15 protein-coding genes are annotated in these 17822 nt (G+C 63.4%); 6 read left to right on the top strand and 9 right to left on the bottom strand.

The features are described 5' to 3' along the window. Positions 1-2 precede the first annotated feature (2 nt). From ASG03_RS04875 to ASG03_RS04860, 4 genes are all read right to left on the bottom strand, one after another. Positions 3-1727, bottom strand: coding sequence for an FAD-dependent oxidoreductase (locus ASG03_RS04875; RefSeq protein ID WP_443216580.1), 1725 nt, complete (start codon positions 1725-1727; stop codon positions 3-5). Further along, a complete protein-coding gene (locus tag ASG03_RS04870; protein WP_062470608.1) occupies positions 1724-2500 on the bottom strand; it encodes a DeoR/GlpR family DNA-binding transcription regulator in 777 nt (258 codons plus the stop codon). The genes ASG03_RS04875 and ASG03_RS04870 overlap by 4 nt, the downstream gene beginning before the upstream one ends. Continuing rightward, positions 2497-4035, bottom strand: a complete 1539-nt coding sequence (locus tag ASG03_RS04865; RefSeq protein ID WP_062692579.1) for an FGGY-family carbohydrate kinase — start codon at positions 4033-4035, stop codon at positions 2497-2499. The genes ASG03_RS04870 and ASG03_RS04865 overlap by 4 nt, the downstream gene beginning before the upstream one ends. 125 nt (positions 4036-4160) lie before the next feature. Further along, positions 4161-6062, bottom strand: a complete 1902-nt coding sequence (locus ASG03_RS04860; RefSeq protein ID WP_244475160.1) for a glycosyltransferase family 2 protein — start codon at positions 6060-6062, stop codon at positions 4161-4163. 85 nt (positions 6063-6147) lie between these two features. Between ASG03_RS04860 and ASG03_RS04855 the strand changes: the two genes are divergently transcribed. Then, complete coding sequence (locus ASG03_RS04855) at positions 6148-7038, top strand: transporter substrate-binding domain-containing protein (protein ID WP_062692575.1); 891 nt, start codon at positions 6148-6150, stop codon at positions 7036-7038. A 15-nt stretch (positions 7039-7053) separates the two neighbouring features. Here ASG03_RS04855 and ASG03_RS04850 read toward each other — a convergent pair whose 3' ends face one another. From ASG03_RS04850 to ASG03_RS04840, 3 genes are all read right to left on the bottom strand, one after another. Next, positions 7054-7464 (bottom strand): tellurite resistance TerB family protein, encoded by a 411-nt coding sequence (locus ASG03_RS04850; protein WP_062470596.1) that lies wholly within the window; start codon positions 7462-7464, stop codon positions 7054-7056. A gap of 198 nt (positions 7465-7662) precedes the next feature. Then, complete coding sequence (locus ASG03_RS04845) at positions 7663-8415, bottom strand: hypothetical protein (RefSeq protein ID WP_062692573.1); 753 nt, start codon at positions 8413-8415, stop codon at positions 7663-7665. 13 nt (positions 8416-8428) lie between these two features. Further along, positions 8429-9088, bottom strand: coding sequence for a S24 family peptidase (locus ASG03_RS04840; RefSeq protein WP_062470590.1), 660 nt, complete (start codon positions 9086-9088; stop codon positions 8429-8431). Between the two features lie 224 nt (positions 9089-9312). Between ASG03_RS04840 and ASG03_RS04835 the strand changes: the two genes are divergently transcribed. Beyond that, entirely contained in the window at positions 9313-10434 is a 1122-nt protein-coding gene (locus tag ASG03_RS04835; RefSeq protein ID WP_062692571.1) for a calcium:proton antiporter, read from the top strand. On the opposite strand, the gene mntR is transcribed toward ASG03_RS04835, so the two are convergent. After that, entirely contained in the window at positions 10431-10907 is a 477-nt protein-coding gene (gene mntR / locus ASG03_RS04830; protein ID WP_062693043.1) for a manganese-binding transcriptional regulator MntR, read from the bottom strand. The two genes, ASG03_RS04835 and mntR, sit on opposite strands and share 4 nt — an antisense overlap. 267 nt (positions 10908-11174) lie before the next feature. Between mntR and ASG03_RS04825 the strand changes: the two genes are divergently transcribed. From ASG03_RS04825 to ASG03_RS04810, 4 genes are all read left to right on the top strand, one after another. Continuing rightward, positions 11175-12542, top strand: coding sequence for an Nramp family divalent metal transporter (locus ASG03_RS04825; protein ID WP_062692569.1), 1368 nt, complete (start codon positions 11175-11177; stop codon positions 12540-12542). Positions 12543-12619: 77 nt separating this feature from the next. After that, positions 12620-13051 carry a DUF4174 domain-containing protein gene (locus ASG03_RS04820; RefSeq protein ID WP_062692567.1) on the top strand — a complete coding sequence of 144 codons (432 nt, stop codon included), beginning with the start codon at positions 12620-12622 and terminating at the stop codon, positions 13049-13051. A 126-nt stretch (positions 13052-13177) separates the two neighbouring features. After that, positions 13178-14209, top strand: a complete 1032-nt coding sequence (locus ASG03_RS04815) for a glycerophosphodiester phosphodiesterase family protein (RefSeq protein ID WP_062692565.1) — start codon at positions 13178-13180, stop codon at positions 14207-14209. A gap of 173 nt (positions 14210-14382) precedes the next feature. Continuing rightward, the gene (locus tag ASG03_RS04810; protein ID WP_062692563.1) at positions 14383-15429 is read left to right on the top strand and encodes a Tim44 domain-containing protein; all 1047 of its coding nucleotides are present in this window, start codon (positions 14383-14385) and stop codon (positions 15427-15429) included. A gap of 169 nt (positions 15430-15598) precedes the next feature. Here ASG03_RS04810 and ASG03_RS04805 read toward each other — a convergent pair whose 3' ends face one another. Continuing rightward, the gene (locus tag ASG03_RS04805; RefSeq protein WP_062692561.1) at positions 15599-17812 is read right to left on the bottom strand and encodes a 3-hydroxyacyl-CoA dehydrogenase NAD-binding domain-containing protein; all 2214 of its coding nucleotides are present in this window, start codon (positions 17810-17812) and stop codon (positions 15599-15601) included. Between the last annotated feature and the right edge of the window lie 10 nt (positions 17813-17822).

Raw genomic sequence — 17822 nt, 5'->3', positions numbered from 1 at the left:
CCTTAAGCCAGGGTGACACCGTGCAGGCGCGAAAGTTCGTCGCGTACGCGCGCGATCTCCTGCTCGATCCTCTCCTCGGACCAGCCGAGCGCCTGTCCGGCAATGTCTGCGATCCGAGTGAGAAGACGCAGCGTCAGCGTTCCCGTTACGGCAAGGGCCGTGCGACGGAGCACGATATCTGCAAGCCGCCCGACCTGCTCGTAGCGAACGACATAGTCGATTTCGCCCTCGAAATGGTCCGGCGCGTCGGGAAGGGGAACAACGCCCGTGGTGGCGAGGTGACGAGCCACGGCGCGCGCCTTCGTACCATAACGGGCGAGAAGTTCTTCGACATGCGCCTCCGCAAGACCGGAAATCGTGACAAGGTCGGCCACAAGCCGGCGGCGGCTGGCATCGTCTCCGGGAAAGTCCCGCCCTCCGCCAATCGGCACCGCTTCGGTCGAGACCGTGCGCGCGCGACCGAGACGCTTAAGGACCGTGTCCGCGACCTCTTCCGCATAACCACGGAACGTCGTCCACTTGCCCCCGACCAGCGACAGGACGGGAAAGGGGCGATTGCCCTGGGGTTCCAGAACCGGCGTCACGTGATCTCGACTGATCAGGCCGGGGTTGCTGGCGTTGTTAGCCGGCAAAGGACGGATGCCGCTGTAGGTATAGACGATCTGGCTGCGATCGAACGTCATCTTGGGCAGGAGCTTGCTCAGGCTTTCCAGAAGGTAATCGATCTCGTCGTCTTCGCAGCGCACGCTGTCGGGCTGGTCGGCCTTGATATCGGTCGAGCCGACCATCGCGCGACCCAGATAGTCGAAGACGAGGCAGATGCGGCCATCGTCCGCCTCGAAATAGATCATCCGCCCATCGAGTTCCTTGAGCAGTGCATCGTGGCGCAGCAGGATATGCGAGCCCTTGGTGCCGCCGATCATGCGCGAGGTCTCGCCGAGTGCCGCGTTGACCGTGTCGATCCACGGGCCCCCCGCATTGACCACGAGGCGGGGCTTGACGCGCATCTGTGCCCCGTTGAGCAGGCTGGAAATGACCAGCGTATCGCCTGCTCGGCCTTCGAGGCGGGCATGATTGACCGCTGCGGATGCTGGGCTTGCAGCCAGGCCGTCCCACACGAGTTCGGCGACCAGCCGTTCGGGATGCGTTACGGTCGCGTCGTAGTAGGTCCCTGTCGCGACGATGCGCGGGGTCAGCGCCGGCAGGCTGCGGAGGGATGCGGATTTGCCGGCCATCGTATGACGCGGCATCACCCGTTGGCGGGCGCCATAGGCATCGTACATCCAGAGGCCCGTCTTGATCAGGAGCGCGCCGCGGCTGCGGGGCGTTCCCTTGGCGCCGAAAAGCGTGCGCGTGGCCGAAAGGACACCCTTTGTCCAGGAGAAGATGGGAATGACGGTGGCCAGAGGCTTTACGTAATGCGGTGCATTGCGCAGCAGGAGGTTGCGCTCATAGGTCGATTGCGCCACCAGGCGAAGTTCGCCGGTTTCCAGATATTTCAAGCCGCCATGAATGAGGCGGGAGGGAGCGGCGCTCGTACCCGAGCCGTAGTCCGACTTGTCGAGGATGAGGCAGGTCAGCCCCTGCGCGCAGAGATCGCGAAACAGGCCAGCGCCGTTGACGCCCGCGCCGATGATGACGACGTCGACGGTGCCGGTTTTGGCAATGGCGTCCAGGCGCTCCGCCATGTCGCCGGGCCACCGCATGTCGTTGACGGTTTCGCTCATGATGTCCTGCCTGTTCTGGTGATGCTGAGGGGAATGCCGCGCGCGAGAAGATCTGCACGAACGTCGTCGGCCAGCCGGTCTGTGGCGAGGACGGCGTCGAAGGCCGAGAGGTCGGCAAAGACGTTCAGGGCCACCTTGCCGAACTTGGAGGCGTCGAGCAGCAGGATACGGCGCGAGGACGCGGCCATCATCGCCTGCTTGACCTTGGTCACCTGCGCATCCTGAATGAAGGCGATGCCGCCCTCCACGGCGGAGGCCGAACAGAAGAAGACGTTTGCCCGCAAGGCCGCGACGGCGCGCTCGGTCGTCAACCCGATGAAGGCGTTGAACGTCCGGTGATAGGTGCCGCCAAGGCAGAGCACCTCGATCTCGTCGATGTCGATCAATCTATTGGTCGAAACGAGCCCGTTGGTAATGACCGTCAGCGGTCTGACGCCCGCCAGGAGGTCGGCCAGGGCTGCGCCTGTGGTGCTGTCGTCGAGCATGACGGCCTGTCCCGGTTCGACATGGGCAAGTGCGGCGCGCGCCAGTGCCGCCTTTTCCGCCTTGCCGACGGTTTCCCGATAGCGAAAGGCGCTTTCGTAGAGACCGGACGGCTGGACCGTCACGGTGCCGTGCAGTTTGCGCAGCACGCCCTGATGCGCAAGGCGATCGACATGGCGATGGATCGTCATGCGGGATACGCCGAAATGATTGACGAGATCGTCGATGCGCGCCTGTCCGGCCTGCATGATATAGTCGGCAATCTCATCCCGGCGCGCATCCCCCTTCATGACGTGATCGCCCCTCGAGACCCCTCCGCCAGTCGTTCGATCGCGTGCCAGTGTGGTTGCATCGCTTCAGCCATGTCGCGGTAGAGCGCGTAGCGCGCGGCAAGCGCGGCTTTCGGCGCGGGGTCCGGGTTATGGCTGCGCAGGATCGTCGTCGTTGCCCGGGCGCCCGCCTGCGGGCTTTCGTAGAGGCCGATCGCAGCCCCGGCCGTCAAGGCAGCACCCCAGGCGGCAGCCTCGTCCGCGGAGGTTACATGCACCGGGAGATCCAGCGCGTCGGCAAACATCTGCGACAGAGCGGGATTTCGGGCGCCGCCGCCGGAAATCCGTGCCTCGGTCACGGGCATCACCGTTCGCAGGTCGTCCACATGCGCCTTGTGATTGAAGACGATGCCTTCGAGGACCGCCTTCAACATGTCGCCGCGGCCGTGCCAGCCGTGAACGCCGAAGAAGCCGGCACTGGCCGAACTGCCATAGGGAGAGCCGAACAGATAGGGATGAAAGAGGATGTCGGACGGGCGGCCGAAAGCGGCGTCGAGCTCCGGCTTCAAAAGATGATGGATGTCGCGACCGCTCGAAAGAGCTTCCGCCTGCTCGGCGCGGCAGAACTGGTCGAGGAACCAGTCGTAGTTTGCGGTCGATGCCGGAGACACCGCCATGTTGTTCCACTGCCCGGGCTCGATCCCGCTTCGGCAGTACCAGCGTGGGTCGGTCACCGGCCTGTCGGTCACCACCTCGTTGATCGAATAGGTCCCCGCCACGATCGACAGAAATCCGGTGTCGTGGCCGCCGATGCCGAGCGCCGATGCCGTCACGTCGTGCAGGCCGGCAGCAACCGGCGTTCCCTCCAGGAGGCCTGTCCGTGCGGAGGCCGCCGCGGTGATGCCGCCGACGATGGCGGCAGACGGGGCCATCTCTGGAAGCGCATCCCACAGGGAATCCAGCCCGAAAATCGCCAGGGCGTCGCGGTCAAAGCTCTGCGTTGCGACGTTCGCAAAGGCGATGCTGGCCTCTGTCCGGTCGGTGCCGATCGTGCCTGTCAGGCAGAACCGAAGCCAATCCTTGCAAGCGAGCACGTGACCGATGCGGGCAAACCGGTCCGGCTGATGGTCGCGCATCCAGGCGAGAATGGCCGAAGGCGCAGAAGCATGGGGAGACTGCCCTGTCAAAGCAAGCGCCTTTCCGGCAATCTCGGTCGCGTTCCAGGCGTCGGACAGGCTGCCGGCCCGGCTGTCGAGCGACAGAATGCCCGGTCCGAGCGGCCGTCCGTCACGGCTGAGCACGTAGACGCCATCGCCATGGGCGGTCGCGGCAACCGCCTTGATGTCGGACGGGCGGCAGCCGGCCGTCGTGATCGCGTCTCGAATGGCCTCGGCCGTCGCCGTCCAAAGCGCGTCCATATCGCGTTCCACCCAGCGCGGGTGCGGAAGGGATTGTGCCACGCGCCGGCGCGCCACGGACACGGGCGTTCCGTCCGGTCGGAAGACCACGGCCTTGGTCACCGTCAGCCCATTGTCGATGCCGAGCAGATAATCCACCGGTCAGTCCTCCCATCCTCCAGCCGAAGCTCCCGGCTACGGCGTGAGGTAACATATTCATGTGTGATATTCCCGTCAATCGGCGTGACGAATGATGGCGGCTCGTACGGAGGCCAATGCATCGCTCAACTGGCTGACGGCATGTGCGGCGTCTTGTTCCAGGCAAAGGGCTTGCGATAGAGCTCGATGACGGCCGCCCAGGCAGCCCCCGAGATCAGCAGCCAGTAGATGGGAACAGCCTTCCACTTGCCGCCGACGGCGCGCCGCTCGGCAGCCTGCATCGGCTTGCGGCCAAGCTGGATCATGATCGCGTAGCTGCCGATAAGGTTGAGGATATCGAGGACCAGCAGGCCGGAGGTGAGCAACGTATCCCCTTCGGACAGCCCACCTGCTGTAAGGCTCCAGCCGAGGTAAACGAGGAAGGCGATGACCAGGGGATGACCGAGGGCCGACAGGATCATGCCGGCGACCAGGATCTGCAGGGTCGCAAAGGCCGTCCATCCCATCTGCCGCACCAGAAGCGACGGATTGCGCATCAGGACGAGCCAGGTCTGCATCCAGCCCTTGTACCAGCGGGTTCTTTGAGCAAACCACACGCCGATATCCGTCGGCGCGTCCTCGAAGGTCGGACGCGCAATCATCTGCGAGAGGTAGCCGAGACGAAACAGCCGCATGCCGACATCCGCATCTTCCGTCGTGTTGAAGGGATCCCAGCCCCCGACGTCTTTAAGGGCTTCGATGCGAAAATGGTTGGAGGTGCCGCCGAGCGGAAGAGGCAGGCCGCGCGATGCAAGGAAGGGCAAGAGGCCACGAAAGAGGCCGGAATATTCGAGCCCGAACATCGTGCTCAACCATCCAACCTCGACATTGGTCACGACCAGGGGTGACTGAAGGCATGCAACGCGCGGGTCGGCGACGCGAAAGGCGGCGTGCGCCTCGCGCAACTGGCCCGGATCGGGCCTGTCTTCGGCGTCGTAGACCGTGAGAAAGGTGCCGCGTGCACCGGGGAGCGCGTAGCTCAACGCTTTCGGTTTGGTGCGCGGTGCGGCGGGAGGGACGCGCACGATCTCATATTCGCAGGAGAGCGACAGCGCCTCGAGTGCCGCCAGCGTCTCGCCGTCATCCTCCTCGCAGACAAGTTTGATGTCGAGGCGCGATCGAGGCCAGTCGAGACGATCAAGGGCGCGGACCAGCTGTCCCACGACCTCCGTTTCGCGGTAGAGCGCGACGAAGATCGTATAGATCGGCAAGGGTCCGGAGGGGTCTGCGGCCAGCCGCAACGGCACCGGAGATACGCTTCGGGGCCTTTCGAGCGGTCTTCCGATCCACAGAAGAGCGCGAGCGCGCAGAAACAGCTGGCTGCAATAGAGGCCGGTCAGGAGAAGATGCAGCACGAGCATCCAGGTCACGGGTACAAGCCAGGCGGAGACGACCAGCATGGCGAGGCCCAAGCCGGTACAAAACCCTTGCTTGCCCCAGAACACGATACGGGCACTGTGCATCGGTGCGGCCTCGAAAAGACGGGCAACGGCGGCGCCCACGCGGCGTTGACCGCCTGCAGCCCAGGCCGCCTTTCGCACCGCTGCAGGTGTCGAAACCACCAGGATTTGACGCAGCGCAGGTCGCCGTTCGAGCGTCAACGCGATGTCGGCGAGGCGGGCAAGTGTGGGAACGATGACGGTGACCGGCGGACGGCTGGAATGATAGAGACGCAGAAGCTGCGGGGAGATCAGCTGGATATCCAGCATCTCGGCATCATGGACCTGATCCGCGTCGATCTCAGCATGGAACGGAAGTCCGAGGAGATTGGCCAATCCTTCGAAATAGAGATCGGGCACGATATCGCGGGACGCCAGCAATTCCTCTTCGACCGTCGTTCCGTTCTCGTCCGCCCGAAGCATCATCCGGGCGATCGTCGGCTTGCCGATGCCGAGCTTGAGAAGCAGGCGTCCTTCCCGCAACAGGTCGACGGAAAAGGTTGGCAGGGTCGACTTTTCCGAAACGTTTGGCGCGCTCCGAGTAGCCATGTCCGTTGCTGGTGGATAGTCTAGATGACGCATCAACACCTCGTCGCAAACAGCGTCGGCCCTGCAGACCGGAACTCGACATCTGATGAGACCGATACGGATTTCTCCGATCCAACCGATCATTAGGACTATCTTAATCATCTTTGCTGTGACTTGGATAGGTGCTGTTGGCGCGCAAGCGGCCGAGCCTGTCCGGGAGCTTCCGCTCGCCTTCGACATGCGCGAGCGGATCGCAAAGCCCGACCTTGGGGGGCTCGCACGGCTGCGCTTCCTGACCACCGTTGACTTCCCGCCCTTCAACTTCATCGACCAGTCGCAAAAGCTGTCGGGATTTCACATCGATCTGGCTCGCGAGATCTGTCGGGTTCTGGACATCGAGGCAAAGTGCCAGATCCAGGCCGTGACGTTCCAGGAGCTGCAGCCGGCATTGGAGGAAGGGCAGGGCGAGGCCGTCATTGCGGGTGTGGCGATGACCGATGCGCTCCGCCAGCGTTTTGCTTTCACGCGGCCGTTCCTGCGTCTGCCCGCTCGCTTCGCCGCACGGGTGTCACCCGGAAACGAGAACGGCCGGGGCGAGACGATCGAGCGCTCAGCCGTGCTTGCAAAGCCGGTCGGTGTCGTGGCGGGAACGACGCATGAAGCCATGCTGAAGGCGTTTTTCCCGACGGCCGCGGCCCAGGTCTTTCCGGATCGCGCAACGATGCTTCAGGCGTTGAAGACGGGCAGCGTGAATGCGGTTTTCTCCGACGGCATGCAGCTGTCCTTCTGGGCCGCTTCACCCGACGCAGCGGCATGCTGCACGCTGGTCGACGGCGCCTATGTCTCCGAACACTTTCTCGGGGAAGGGCTAGCAATCATGAACAGGAAGGGCGATCCGGCTCTGACGCAGGCTCTGGATCATGCCCTTCTCGAACTCACCCGCAACGGACGCCTCAACGAAATCTACCTGCGATATTTCCCGACCGGGATCTACTGATGTGCTGGCGCCGGCTCAGCGGCGCATGCGGGCCTGAGCACCGCGCTCGATCGCAGCACAGACGAGCTTGTCGAGACCAAGCCGGTCGCGCAGCAGGGCAAGAAGCCGGAGCTCCTCCGTCCTGACATTGCGATCGACAGCGGCAATATCGACAGCCAGGGCGTAGGCAGTCTCATACAGGCGCGGCGGCAGTGCCTCGCGCACCAATTCGAGCAGGATATCCAGCCCTTCCGGCGCCGACAGCAAGGTCGCGCTGCTTCGGGCGACCGGCAGGAGGCTTTCCGGGTCGAAATCATCGAAGACGGGCAGAATGCGGGAGAGCTTGCCGATCCGCTCCATTTCCTCGTCGCTCATGGCACGGTCCACGGCTGACATCATCACCATGACGTGGATCAGGGCTTCCTGGTGGGTCAAAGCTTGGGACATGCGTTCTCCGGGTTCACGAGATCCCGGACGTATGGTCTCGCAGGCACGGTTGCAATAGACCGAGATCACGCGGAGCGAAGATCGGACCTCATGCATGTCGCCAGAAAGTTTGCAGCAGATTCGGGAAACGACATGCATCAAAACATGACCCGAAAGCGCGTTGCGTGAATCCTGTTTCACGCGACGCGCTTTAACGGGTTAGGGCGCAGAACGAGACGAGGGTGGGGAAGGCGCAAAGCCCGCTCGATAAAATCCCTTCGCCGTCGCCTTCGCCGCCTCCACAGCCGCGGTCAGGTCAGGGTCGTCGCCATCCACCTCCGCCCATCCATTGCGGGCAAGCCAGAGGGCGGGGTCGTCGGTGCCGATCCTGCAGCGGGCCTGCATCACGCCATCGCCGGCATCGGCCGGCGTCTCGCAGGTAAAGGCGCGGGCGCGGATGAAGTTGCGGAACGCGGTCCGCGCAACGGTGCCGCATGGCCAGTCGCCGCCCGTTGCCGTGCAGATCCGGTCCGCCGATTGCGGTTTGAGACCCGCAAGCAGGATCGTCCGCCCGTCAAACTGCACGAGACCTGCCGTCAGCGCGACGGGGTGCCGAAGAATGGTTTCCTCAAGCTTCGCCGGCTCCGTCGGCACTGGGCTCGACGGCGCGAGCGGCGCCGTATCGACGGCAGGCGGCTCCGGGATCGTATTCTGTGCCGGTCCGTTGTCGGGCAGCGGCGCATCCGGTGTCAACGGCATCGCCTCCATGCCCGGATCGGCGGGAATGTCCCCGTCCGTCGCAGGCTCTTCGCCGATGGTCGGCACGTCGCTGAGGTCAGGGGTTTCCAGCGTCATCTCGGGCACGGCCGCGCTCTCCGTGCCCGAGATGACGGATTTTCCTGCCAGAAGCAGGCCGATGGTCAGGACGACGCAGAGCGCCGGGCCACCGATGCGGAGCAGGGGAGCGTACATAAGGAAAACGGTCCTACTGGCTTGCCCAGATGATCCGGGCGATCCACTCCACCTCGGAAAGGTCGAAGCTGCGGTTCGGATGTTCGGGGTTGAGGGAGTGGAGGTCGATGCTGCGTGCGCTCTGGCGCATCAGCACCTTTGCCATGACCTCGCCCTCGGTTGTCTTGACGACGACGCGATCGCCGCGACGAACCTGTGCGCCCGGCTCGACGATCAGGACATCGCCATCCCTGTAGAGCGGCTGCATGCTGTCGCCCTGAATTTCCAACGCGTAGACGCCCGCTTTTGTGCCCGATGCAGGAAAATCGACCACGTCCCAGCCCTGACCTGCAGGAAAACCGCCATCGTCGAAAAAACCGCCGGCTCCCGCCTGGGCAAAGCCGAGAAGCGGAATGGCACTCGACGGCGCCAGCGTCTCCACGCTGCTGGATCGCTTGTCACCCTCCGGGCGCAGGAACTCCATGAACTGACTGATCGTCGATCCCGTCGCATCGAGAACCTTGGCGATGGATTCGGTGGATGGCCAGCGCTCGCGTCCGTCGGCGGACTGGCGCTTCGATTTGTTGAACGATGTCGGATCAAGCCCGGCACGGCGAGCAAGTCCCGAGGGCGACATCTGGTGCCGCTCCGCCAAGGCGTCTATCGCATGCCAGATACGCTCATGTGACAGCATCGACCTGATGTCCCGGTGACCTGATGTCGTGGTGAAAGGTCCGGATACAAGATCCGGAGAAGTGGAACACATCCTCTATCCGGCCAGACACTAGCCAAAAAACAGCATCAAGTAAAGAATGCGAGGAAAATAATCCTTATTCGATCGCTTCAGGTGGTTTTGTTGAAATGCAGGTCGCAGGACCTATACTTGCATTTTCCGACCATCAAGGCCGTTCAGGTCGCATGCCATGTCCAGACGAGCGAGGCGCCGTGCTCTTCACCCTTATCCGCTCCGAGCGGCTTATCCTCGTTGCCATCGTGGCCGGCATCGTGGGATTTGCGTCCGAACACAGCTTGATCGGCATGGGACAGGTGGCGTCGCTCGCTGGTGCCGTATTCCTGATCGGCGCCATCATCCTCGCCTCAATGCGGGTGGCACACCACGCGGAACTGCTGGCAACCAAGGTCGGTGATCCCTACGGCACGATGATCCTCACGCTCTCGGCCGTGCTGGTCGAGGTGGTCATTCTCGCGATCATGATGAGTTCATCCGAAAGCTCGCCGACGCTGGTGCGCGATACCATCTATTCCGCCGTCATGCTCGACATCAACGGTATTCTCGGCATCGCGGCGCTTCTGGGCGGGCTGAAGCACGGCGAACAGCCCTACAACGACGATTCCAGCCGCACCTATTGCGTCATGATCCTGACGGCCATGAGCATCTCCATGATCGTGCCGGAGTTCATTCCGCAAGCGAAGTGGCACTTCTATTCCGCCTTCACCATCGTTGCGATGATCATGCTCTATGGTCTCTTCCTGCGCATGCAGGTCGGGGCGCACAGTTACTTCTTCAGCTACAGCTATCCGAAGACCCGTCGCGAGAAAGCAGTCGGCCGCGTCGAAGAGCCAGAGAGCACGACGCTCTCGATCGGCATTCTCGTCTTCGGCATCGTCGTCATCGGCGTGCTGGCCGAGATCATGTCGGCGCTGCTCAATACCGGTCTGGCGGGAACCGGCGCCCCGCCGATCCTAGCCGCCATCGTCGTCGCCGCCATTTCGGCCGCACCCGAGATCATGACCGCCATGCGCTCGGCCCTTGCCAATCACATGCAGTCGGTTGTCAACATCGCGCTGGGCGCTTCGCTTTCCACCGTCATTCTCACCGTCCCCGTCATGGAGGCCATCGCGCTTTATACCGGCCAGCCGTTCATCATGGCGATGACCCCGGTGCAGACGCTGATGATCACCATCACGCTGATCGTCGCGGCGATCAACCTCAACGACGGCGAAACCAATGCCATCGAGGGCATGACGCATTTCGTGCTGTTCGCCACCTTCGTCATGCTGTCCTGCCTGGGGCTCTAAGGCGCGTCGCGATCTTTCGCATGCGAAGACCGGTCGGTGATCAGGCGACGGAATGCCGCCAGCGTCTCGTCGCTGACATGATGCTCGATGCCTTCGGCATCCACCCGCGCCGTCTCCGGACTGACGCCGAGACAGCGCAGGAACTGTTCCACGGTCTGGTGCCGCTCCCGGCTTTCGGCCGCCATCTTCTGTCCCGCCTCGGTCAGGAAAACGCCGCGATAGGGCTTTCGCGAGACCAGACCATCGGCTGCAAGCCGCGCCAGCATCTTGGCAACGGTCGGCTGCGCCACGCCCAGGCGGGCGGCAATATCCACCTGCCGCGCCTCGTTGCCGTCGTCGATCAGATCGGCAATCAGCTCGACATAGTCCTCGACAAGGGCGCCGCGCAACGCCTGGCGCGTCTGGCGGAAGCCCTCCGAGTGCGTGTCCGCGTCCGGAAGGGGATCCGCGCGGGGAATGGATCTGCGCGCCACGTATTCCTGATCCTTTGTGTTCGCGTCAACGTTCATGCATCCGGTTTTCGCGTATCTATCATGCAAGCCGGCATTTGCCGAATGGCTTTCTCCACTCCTCCACCACCAGAATGTGCCGACCAAGGCCCGGACCAGGACCAGACCAAGGCCATCACCACGCTGCACTGCGGAAAAAAGCCAGATCGATGAAATATAGCCCATTGCATAATGTTTGGGCCTGCCCTAGTTTTTATCCATCGACGCCGATCCGCATCCGGAGACTGCCTGATGGCTACCCCTGACGTTCTTCTGAACCAGCGTGAAACCCGCTCCAGCTGGCGTTTCAATCATTCGGAAGAAGAAGGGCGGCAGAGCCTTGCCGACGTTCACTCCACGGTTGCGGTGCCAGTCGGTGGCACATGGTTTCGCCGCTTCCTCGCCTTTGTCGGTCCCGGCTACATGGTCTCGGTCGGCTACATGGACCCGGGAAACTGGGCAACGGATATCGCAGGTGGCGCTCAGTTCGGCTACACCCTGCTCACGGTCATCCTTCTGTCCAATCTCATGGCTATCCTCCTGCAGGCGCTGGCCGCCCGCCTCGGCATCGCCACGGGTCGCGATCTGGCACAAGCCTGTCGGGATGCCTACCCAAAGCCTGTCGGCTTCGTGCTCTGGATCGCCTGCGAGCTTGCCATCATCGCCTGCGATCTGGCCGAGGTCATCGGCACGGCGATCGCGCTGAAACTTTTGTTCGGAATTCCCCTGATCGCCGGCGCGCTGATCACGGCGCTCGATGCCTTCCTGCTTCTCTACCTGATGCAGAAGGGTTTCCGCTTCCTGGAGTCCTTCGTCATGGCACTCCTCGGCATCATCGCCCTCTGCTTCCTCGTGCAGATCGCCGCCGCTGCCCCGCCGGTCGCCGCTGTGCTGCAGGGCTTCCTGCCGTCGACGGAGGTCGTCACCAATCCGGCGATGCTCTACATCGCCATCGGGATTATCGGCGCAACGGTCATGCCGCACAATCTCTACCTCCACTCGTCGATCGTCCAGACGCGCAAGTTCGAACGTACCGAGCCGGGCAAGCGCGAGGCGATCAAGTGGGCAACCCTCGACAGCACGATTGCACTCATGCTGGCGCTGTTCATCAATGCTGCCATCCTCATCGTTGCAGCCTCCGTCTTCCATGCCAACGGCCGTACCGACGTTGCGGAAATCGAACAGGCCTACGAACTTCTGTCGCCGCTGCTGGGGCTCGGCATCGCCTCGACACTCTTTGCCGTCGCGCTGCTCGCGTCCGGCCTCAATTCCACGGTCACGGCGACACTGGCCGGGCAGATCGTCATGGAAGGGTTTCTGCGGCTGACGATCCCGAACTGGGCCCGCCGTCTCATTACCCGAGGCATCGCCATCGTGCCTGTCGTCGTCATTACCTATCTCTACGGCGAGCGCGGCACGGCCGAGCTTCTGGTTCTGAGCCAGGTCGTGCTGTCCATGCAACTGCCGTTCGCGGTCATCCCGCTGGTCAGCTTCGTCACCAACCGCGAGAAAATGGGCACGTTCGTCGTCTCCCGCTGGGTCGGCGTGCTCGCCTGGATCGTCGCTACGATCATCGTCGTGCTCAACGTCAAGCTGCTCTACGAGACCTTTCTGGCCTGATCTCAGACGCCGATGACGGGGATGTGAGGGAACGCCGTACCGTACCGCGGCGTTTTCACGCAAACGGGAGATCTCCGATGTCGCGCATTCCCAGGGCGGCTGCCCTTGCCCTTCTTGTCGTCAGCAGTTCTTTCCCCGCTTTTGCTTCCGGCATCGACACCTTTGGCTGGAAAAGCCGCGTCCTCCTCGTCTTCGCAAAGCCTGGGGCCGCTGAGGCCGCCGAGCAGAGGCGGCTCCTTCTTCAGGATAGAGCGGCGCTTGCCGACCGTGACATGGTGGTGCTCGAGGTGGTCGACGACACCGTGATGCCTGTGTTCGGCAAGGCAGAGACCGCCACGGCCGCAGAACTGCGCAAAGACGCCGGCGTGACGGATAACGGTCCGTTTGCCGCGATCCTCGTCGGCAAGGATGGCGGCATCAAGCTGCGCGCCGCCAAGCCGGTGGCTCCGGAGCAGCTGTTCGGCCTCATCGACAGCATGCCGATGCGCGCAAACGAGGCATCCCGCTAGGTTCGACATCGGCGTCTCTCCGTCTGGCTCCGCCAGACTTCATGCTTCCGTCATCGCAGCTTCACGGCATTGTCACGACGGACTTCTAAGCCCAGCGGACCCGCAACCGTCCAAGGGGCTCGCACGATGCGCTGGACCGGTATCCTGATTTCCGCCGCCGCCTGCTGCGTCGCCATCGTCGCGACGTTGCCAGCCCGGGCGGTGGACAACGCGCGAACCGACCGCATTCTCGAGCGCCTGAAGAATGCCAATGCCTGGCGCAACCACGTCATGGTGGTTGCCCACCGGACCGGATGGAAGGAAAACGGTCGCATGATCCGCGCCGAGAACTCGCTCGATGCGGTCCGGAACGCGATTGCGCTCGGAGCCGAGATGATCGAGCTCGATGTCCGCAGATCCTCCGACGGCACGCTGATCCTGATGCATGATGACGATCTCGATCGCACGACGACCTGCCGCGGCGAAACCCGCAAGACCTCTCTGGCGACACTCAGAACCTGCAGGCTCGTGGTCGAGTCCGACGGTCGCGTGACGGACGAGACGGTTCCGACGCTGGAAGAGGTCCTGCTCGAGACCCGCGGCCGCATTCTCGTCAACATCGACAACAAGCTGACGCCGGACATCCTGCCACAGGTTGCACAACTGGCCCGTCGCCTCGCAATGGCGGAACAGATCCTCGTCAAGGAAAATCTCTGGAACGACAGGCGGATCGCCGAGGCGAAGGCCGTGATGGCGTCCGTCGGGTCCGATGTGACGTTCCTGCCGATCCTGGCAGACGACGCCGTACGCAATGCGGACTTCATGGCGAAGGCAACGGCAAGCTTTGGCGCACCGGCTGCGGAACTGGTCCATTGGCATGCCGACGATGCCCCGGAGACCCGCGATGGCGGCGTCCTGTTTTCCGCAAAGGCTCGCGCTGCCGCCATCAAGGGGAACTGGCACCAGTGGGTCAACACCTACACGATCATCAATCGTGCCCCGGGCATGCAGGCGGGCGGTCGCGGAGACGAGCGGGCTGTGATCGACGGTAGGCCGCTCGAAAGTTGGGGCTTCTGGATCGACCATGGTGCAACGATCATACAGACGGACGAGCCGAAAGCCCTGATCGCCTGGCTGGACGAAAACGGCTACCGTGTCCCCTACGATCTGACGAACTGATGATCCAGGGTCGAGGGGGCGGATATGATCTCTGCGACATGACGAGCCGGCGCCCTCACGGCGGATGCCGTTTTCGTGATCACGTGGCAAAACCCTTTCAAGACGGCGTGCGCATGCCCATATATTCGCCCTAAGGGTCTTTCGGTCCGGTTGAACGATAACGGGGATGCGGCATGTCAGGATTGAAGAAATTTGCGGTTTTGTCGGCGGTTGCGATGACGCTCGTCATCACGGCGACAGATTTTGCCGAAGCGCGCCGTGCAGGCGGCGGTTTCGGGAGCCGCGGCACGCGCACCTTCTCGGCGCCGCCTGTCACCCGCACGGCCCCCAATGCGCCGGCGCCGATCGATCGCACCATGACGCCCCAGGCGACTCGCCCCAACGCGGCGCAGAACCAGCCGGGCGCGGCGCAGACTGCGCCGGCACGTCGCCCCGGCGGCTTTTTCGGCGGCTTTGGCGGTTCGCTGCTTGGCGGCCTTGCCCTTGGCGGCCTGCTCGGGATGATGATGGGCAATGGTTTCGGCGGCGCGGCCGGCTTCCTCGGCATGCTGCTGCAGCTCGCCCTGATAGCCGGTGCCGCGATGCTGCTGATGCGCTTCTTGCGCAATCGCCAGCAGCAGCCGGCAACCGGACGTGCCGGCGCGGCCGCCGGCAATGCGAACACCGGTTCCTATAACGGTTATGCCCGTGACGCCGCCAACGATTCGCAACGCGGAAATGCGCAGCCCTCGCGCGGCCCCGGTTTTGCCATTCCGCGCATCGGCGGCGGTGCGGCACCGCAGGCGCAGCCGGCCCGGTCCGCTGCTGTCTCGGATGAACTCGGCATCGGCCAGGCCGATCTGGAGCGCTTTGAAACCATGCTGAAGGACGTGCAGACGGCCTATGGCGCCGAGGACTATGGTGCCCTGCGCCGGCTCACGACACCGGAAGCCATGTCCTGGCTTGCCGAGGAATTGAGCGAGAATGCCACGCAGGGCCGGCGCAACGAGGTCCGCGACGTTCGTCTCCTCCAGGGAGATCTGGCGGAATCCTGGAGAGAGGAAGCCGGCGAATTCGCAACGGTTGCCATGCGCTATGAGAGCATCGATGTCACCCGCGACCGGAATACCGGCAAGGTCGTCGACGGCGACCCGGATCGCCCGACCGAGGCGACGGAGCTTTGGACCTTCTTCCGCCGCCCCAATACGCAGTGGCAGGTCTCGGCCATCCAGTCAGCCTGAAACGGACCATTGGAATGACGAAGCCGGCGCAGATCATGCGCCGGCTTTTTTCGTGTCGTGAGACCATGGTGCGGGAGCGACAGCTCGGGCAGGGGGCGAAACGATCGAACCCCGGCGTGAGCCGGGGTTCGATGGCGTCGGAAGCAATGAAGCAGCGATCTCGGACCGGTCAGGCTGCGGCCGCAACCTTCACGTAAGGGTCGAACCGGCCGTAGAAGGTCTCGCCTTTGGCGGCCATGTCTTTCAGCAGAGGCGTCGGCGCGAAGTGGTCGCCATAGCGTGCGGCCAGCCTTTCGCACAGGGCGACAAAGGCCTTGGCGCCCATGCCGTCGATGTAGGACAGCGTGCCTCCGGTGTAGGGCGCAAAACCGAAGCCGAGAATGGAGCCGACATCGGCTTCGCGCGGATCGGTGACAATGCCTTCTTCGACGGTGCGGGCGGCTTCGAGCGCGATGGTGACGAGGAAGCGGTCCTTGATCGTCTGTACGTCGATCTCGTCGGCCGGCGTCTGCGGATACAGATCCTTCAATCCCGCCCAGATGTGCTTCTTGGCCGGCTTTTCCGGATAGTCATAGAAGCCCTTGCCATTCTTGCGTCCACGCCGGCCGAGGTCGTCGACGAGTTTGTTGACGAGAGCGAGGTGGGCCGGATCGACTGCCTGTGCCCCAAGATCGGCAACGGTCGCCTTCAGGATCTTCTGCGACAGGTCGATGGCGACCTCGTCGTTGAGCGAGAGCGGGCCGACCGGCATGCCGGCCATCTTGGCAACGTTCTCGATCATGGCAGCCGGTACGCCTTCGATCAGCATGTCATAGGCTTCGTGGATATAGCGGAAGACGCAGCGGTTGACGTAGAAGCCGCGGGTGTCGTTGACGACGATCGGTGTCTTCTTGATCGCGGCGACATAATCGAGCGCCCGGGCCAATGCGGCGTCTCCGGTTTCCTTTCCGAGAATGACCTCGGTCAGCATCATCTTCTCGACGGGCGAGAAGAAGTGGACGCCGATGAACTGGGCCGGCCGTTTCGATGTCTCGGCAAGGCCCGTGATCGGCAGCGTCGAGGTGTTGGAGGCAAAGATCGCATCGGGCGAGAGCACGGCTTCAACGGCCGCGATCACGTCCTTCTTGACCGTGCGGTCCTCGAACACCGCCTCGATCACGAAGTCCGCAGTCTTCAGGTCTGCATAGTCGGCCGACGGGGTGATCAGGGCCAGAAGCTGCTCGCCCTTTTCCTGCGTCATCCGACCCTTGGCCACGCTGTCCTTCACGAGGTTTTCGGAATGCGTCCGACCCTTGGTGGCCGCTTCGAGGTCGCGGTCGATGAGCGTGACGGGAATTCCGGCAGCGGCCGTGACATAGGCGATGGAGGCGCCCATGAAGCCGGCGCCGACGACCCCCACATGCCGAAATTCCGATTTTGGAACACCGGCCGGGCGGCGTGCGCCCTTGCCGAGTTCCTGCATGGAGATGAACAGTGAGCGGATCATCGAGAAGGCCTCGGTGGTCTGCAGAATCTGCGTGAAGTAGCGCTGCTCGATCTTGAGGGCGGTATCGAACGGTACCTGGAGCCCCTCATAGACACACTTCACGATGGCGAGCGCACCCGGGTAATTGCCGTAGGTCTCGCGGCGCAAAATGCCGGAAGCTGCCGGCCAGAGCTGGGCGCCCGCCGCGCTCCACATGGAGCCGCCCGGCGCCTTGAAGCCCTTCTCGTCCCAAGGCTGGACAGGCTTCAGCCCGTTCTTGATCATCGCCTTGGCAGCATCGATCAGGGCCTCGGGCGCCGCGAGTTCGTGCACGAGGCCGAGAGCCCTGGCACGCTGGGGGGTGAGGGTCTGGCCGGTCGTCATCATCTGCAGCGCATCCTGCGCATTGGTCAGACGCGGCACGCGCTGCGTACCGCCGGCACCGGGAAAGATCCCAACCTTGACCTCGGGCAGGGCGATCTTGACCGCCTTGGAATTGGATGCAACGCGACCGTGGCAGGCGAGCGACAGCTCGAAGGCGCCGCCCATGCAGGTGCCGTTGATGGCGGAAACCCATGGCTTGCCCGAGGTTTCGATCCTGCGGAACAGGCCTGTCATCTCGCCGCAGAGTTCGAACAGCTTCTCGGCCGCGGTGTCGGGGTTCTTCTTCTTTTCCTCGGCTTGGAAGGTGAACATGCCCTTGATCATCGAGAGGTCGGCGCCGCCCGAGAAGGTCGACTTGCCCGACGTGAAGACGACCCCCTTGATGGCCTCGTCCTTCACGACCGCGTCGTTGATGGCAGACAGTTCCCGCAGGACGTCGGCCGTGAAGACGTTCATCGACTTGTCGGGCATGTTCCAGGTGACGAGTGCAATCCCGTCGCCATCCGTCTCGATGGTGAAATTGGTGTATGTCATGATTGTCTCC

The organism is Rhizobium sp. Leaf341 (genome assembly GCF_001424325.1).
Classification (GTDB): Bacteria; Pseudomonadota; Alphaproteobacteria; order Rhizobiales; family Rhizobiaceae; genus Ferranicluibacter.
This window is presented reverse-complemented; position numbering and strand designations above follow the sequence as displayed.

Excerpts from the sequence above, each read along its gene's own strand:
- ASG03_RS04815 (WP_062692565.1), top strand. The coding sequence starts at position 13,178 with ATGCGCTGGACCGGTATCCTGATTTCCGCCGCCGCCTGCTGCGTCGCC.
- ASG03_RS04840 (WP_062470590.1), bottom strand. The coding sequence starts at position 9,088 with ATGCTGTCACATGAGCGTATCTGGCATGCGATAGACGCCTTGGCGGAG.
- ASG03_RS04860 (WP_244475160.1), bottom strand. The coding sequence starts at position 6,062 with ATGGCTACTCGGAGCGCGCCAAACGTTTCGGAAAAGTCGACCCTGCCA.
- ASG03_RS04835 (WP_062692571.1), top strand. The coding sequence starts at position 9,313 with ATGCCATGTCCAGACGAGCGAGGCGCCGTGCTCTTCACCCTTATCCGC.
- ASG03_RS04845 (WP_062692573.1), bottom strand. The coding sequence starts at position 8,415 with ATGTACGCTCCCCTGCTCCGCATCGGTGGCCCGGCGCTCTGCGTCGTC.
- ASG03_RS04810 (WP_062692563.1), top strand. The coding sequence starts at position 14,383 with ATGTCAGGATTGAAGAAATTTGCGGTTTTGTCGGCGGTTGCGATGACG.
- ASG03_RS04855 (WP_062692575.1), top strand. The coding sequence starts at position 6,148 with ATGAGACCGATACGGATTTCTCCGATCCAACCGATCATTAGGACTATC.
- ASG03_RS04870 (WP_062470608.1), bottom strand. The coding sequence starts at position 2,500 with ATGAAGGGGGATGCGCGCCGGGATGAGATTGCCGACTATATCATGCAG.
- ASG03_RS04825 (WP_062692569.1), top strand. The coding sequence starts at position 11,175 with ATGGCTACCCCTGACGTTCTTCTGAACCAGCGTGAAACCCGCTCCAGC.
- ASG03_RS04875 (WP_443216580.1), bottom strand. The coding sequence starts at position 1,727 with ATGAGCGAAACCGTCAACGACATGCGGTGGCCCGGCGACATGGCGGAG.
- ASG03_RS04850 (WP_062470596.1), bottom strand. The coding sequence starts at position 7,464 with ATGTCCCAAGCTTTGACCCACCAGGAAGCCCTGATCCACGTCATGGTG.
- ASG03_RS04820 (WP_062692567.1), top strand. The coding sequence starts at position 12,620 with ATGTCGCGCATTCCCAGGGCGGCTGCCCTTGCCCTTCTTGTCGTCAGC.
- ASG03_RS04805 (WP_062692561.1), bottom strand. The coding sequence starts at position 17,812 with ATGACATACACCAATTTCACCATCGAGACGGATGGCGACGGGATTGCA.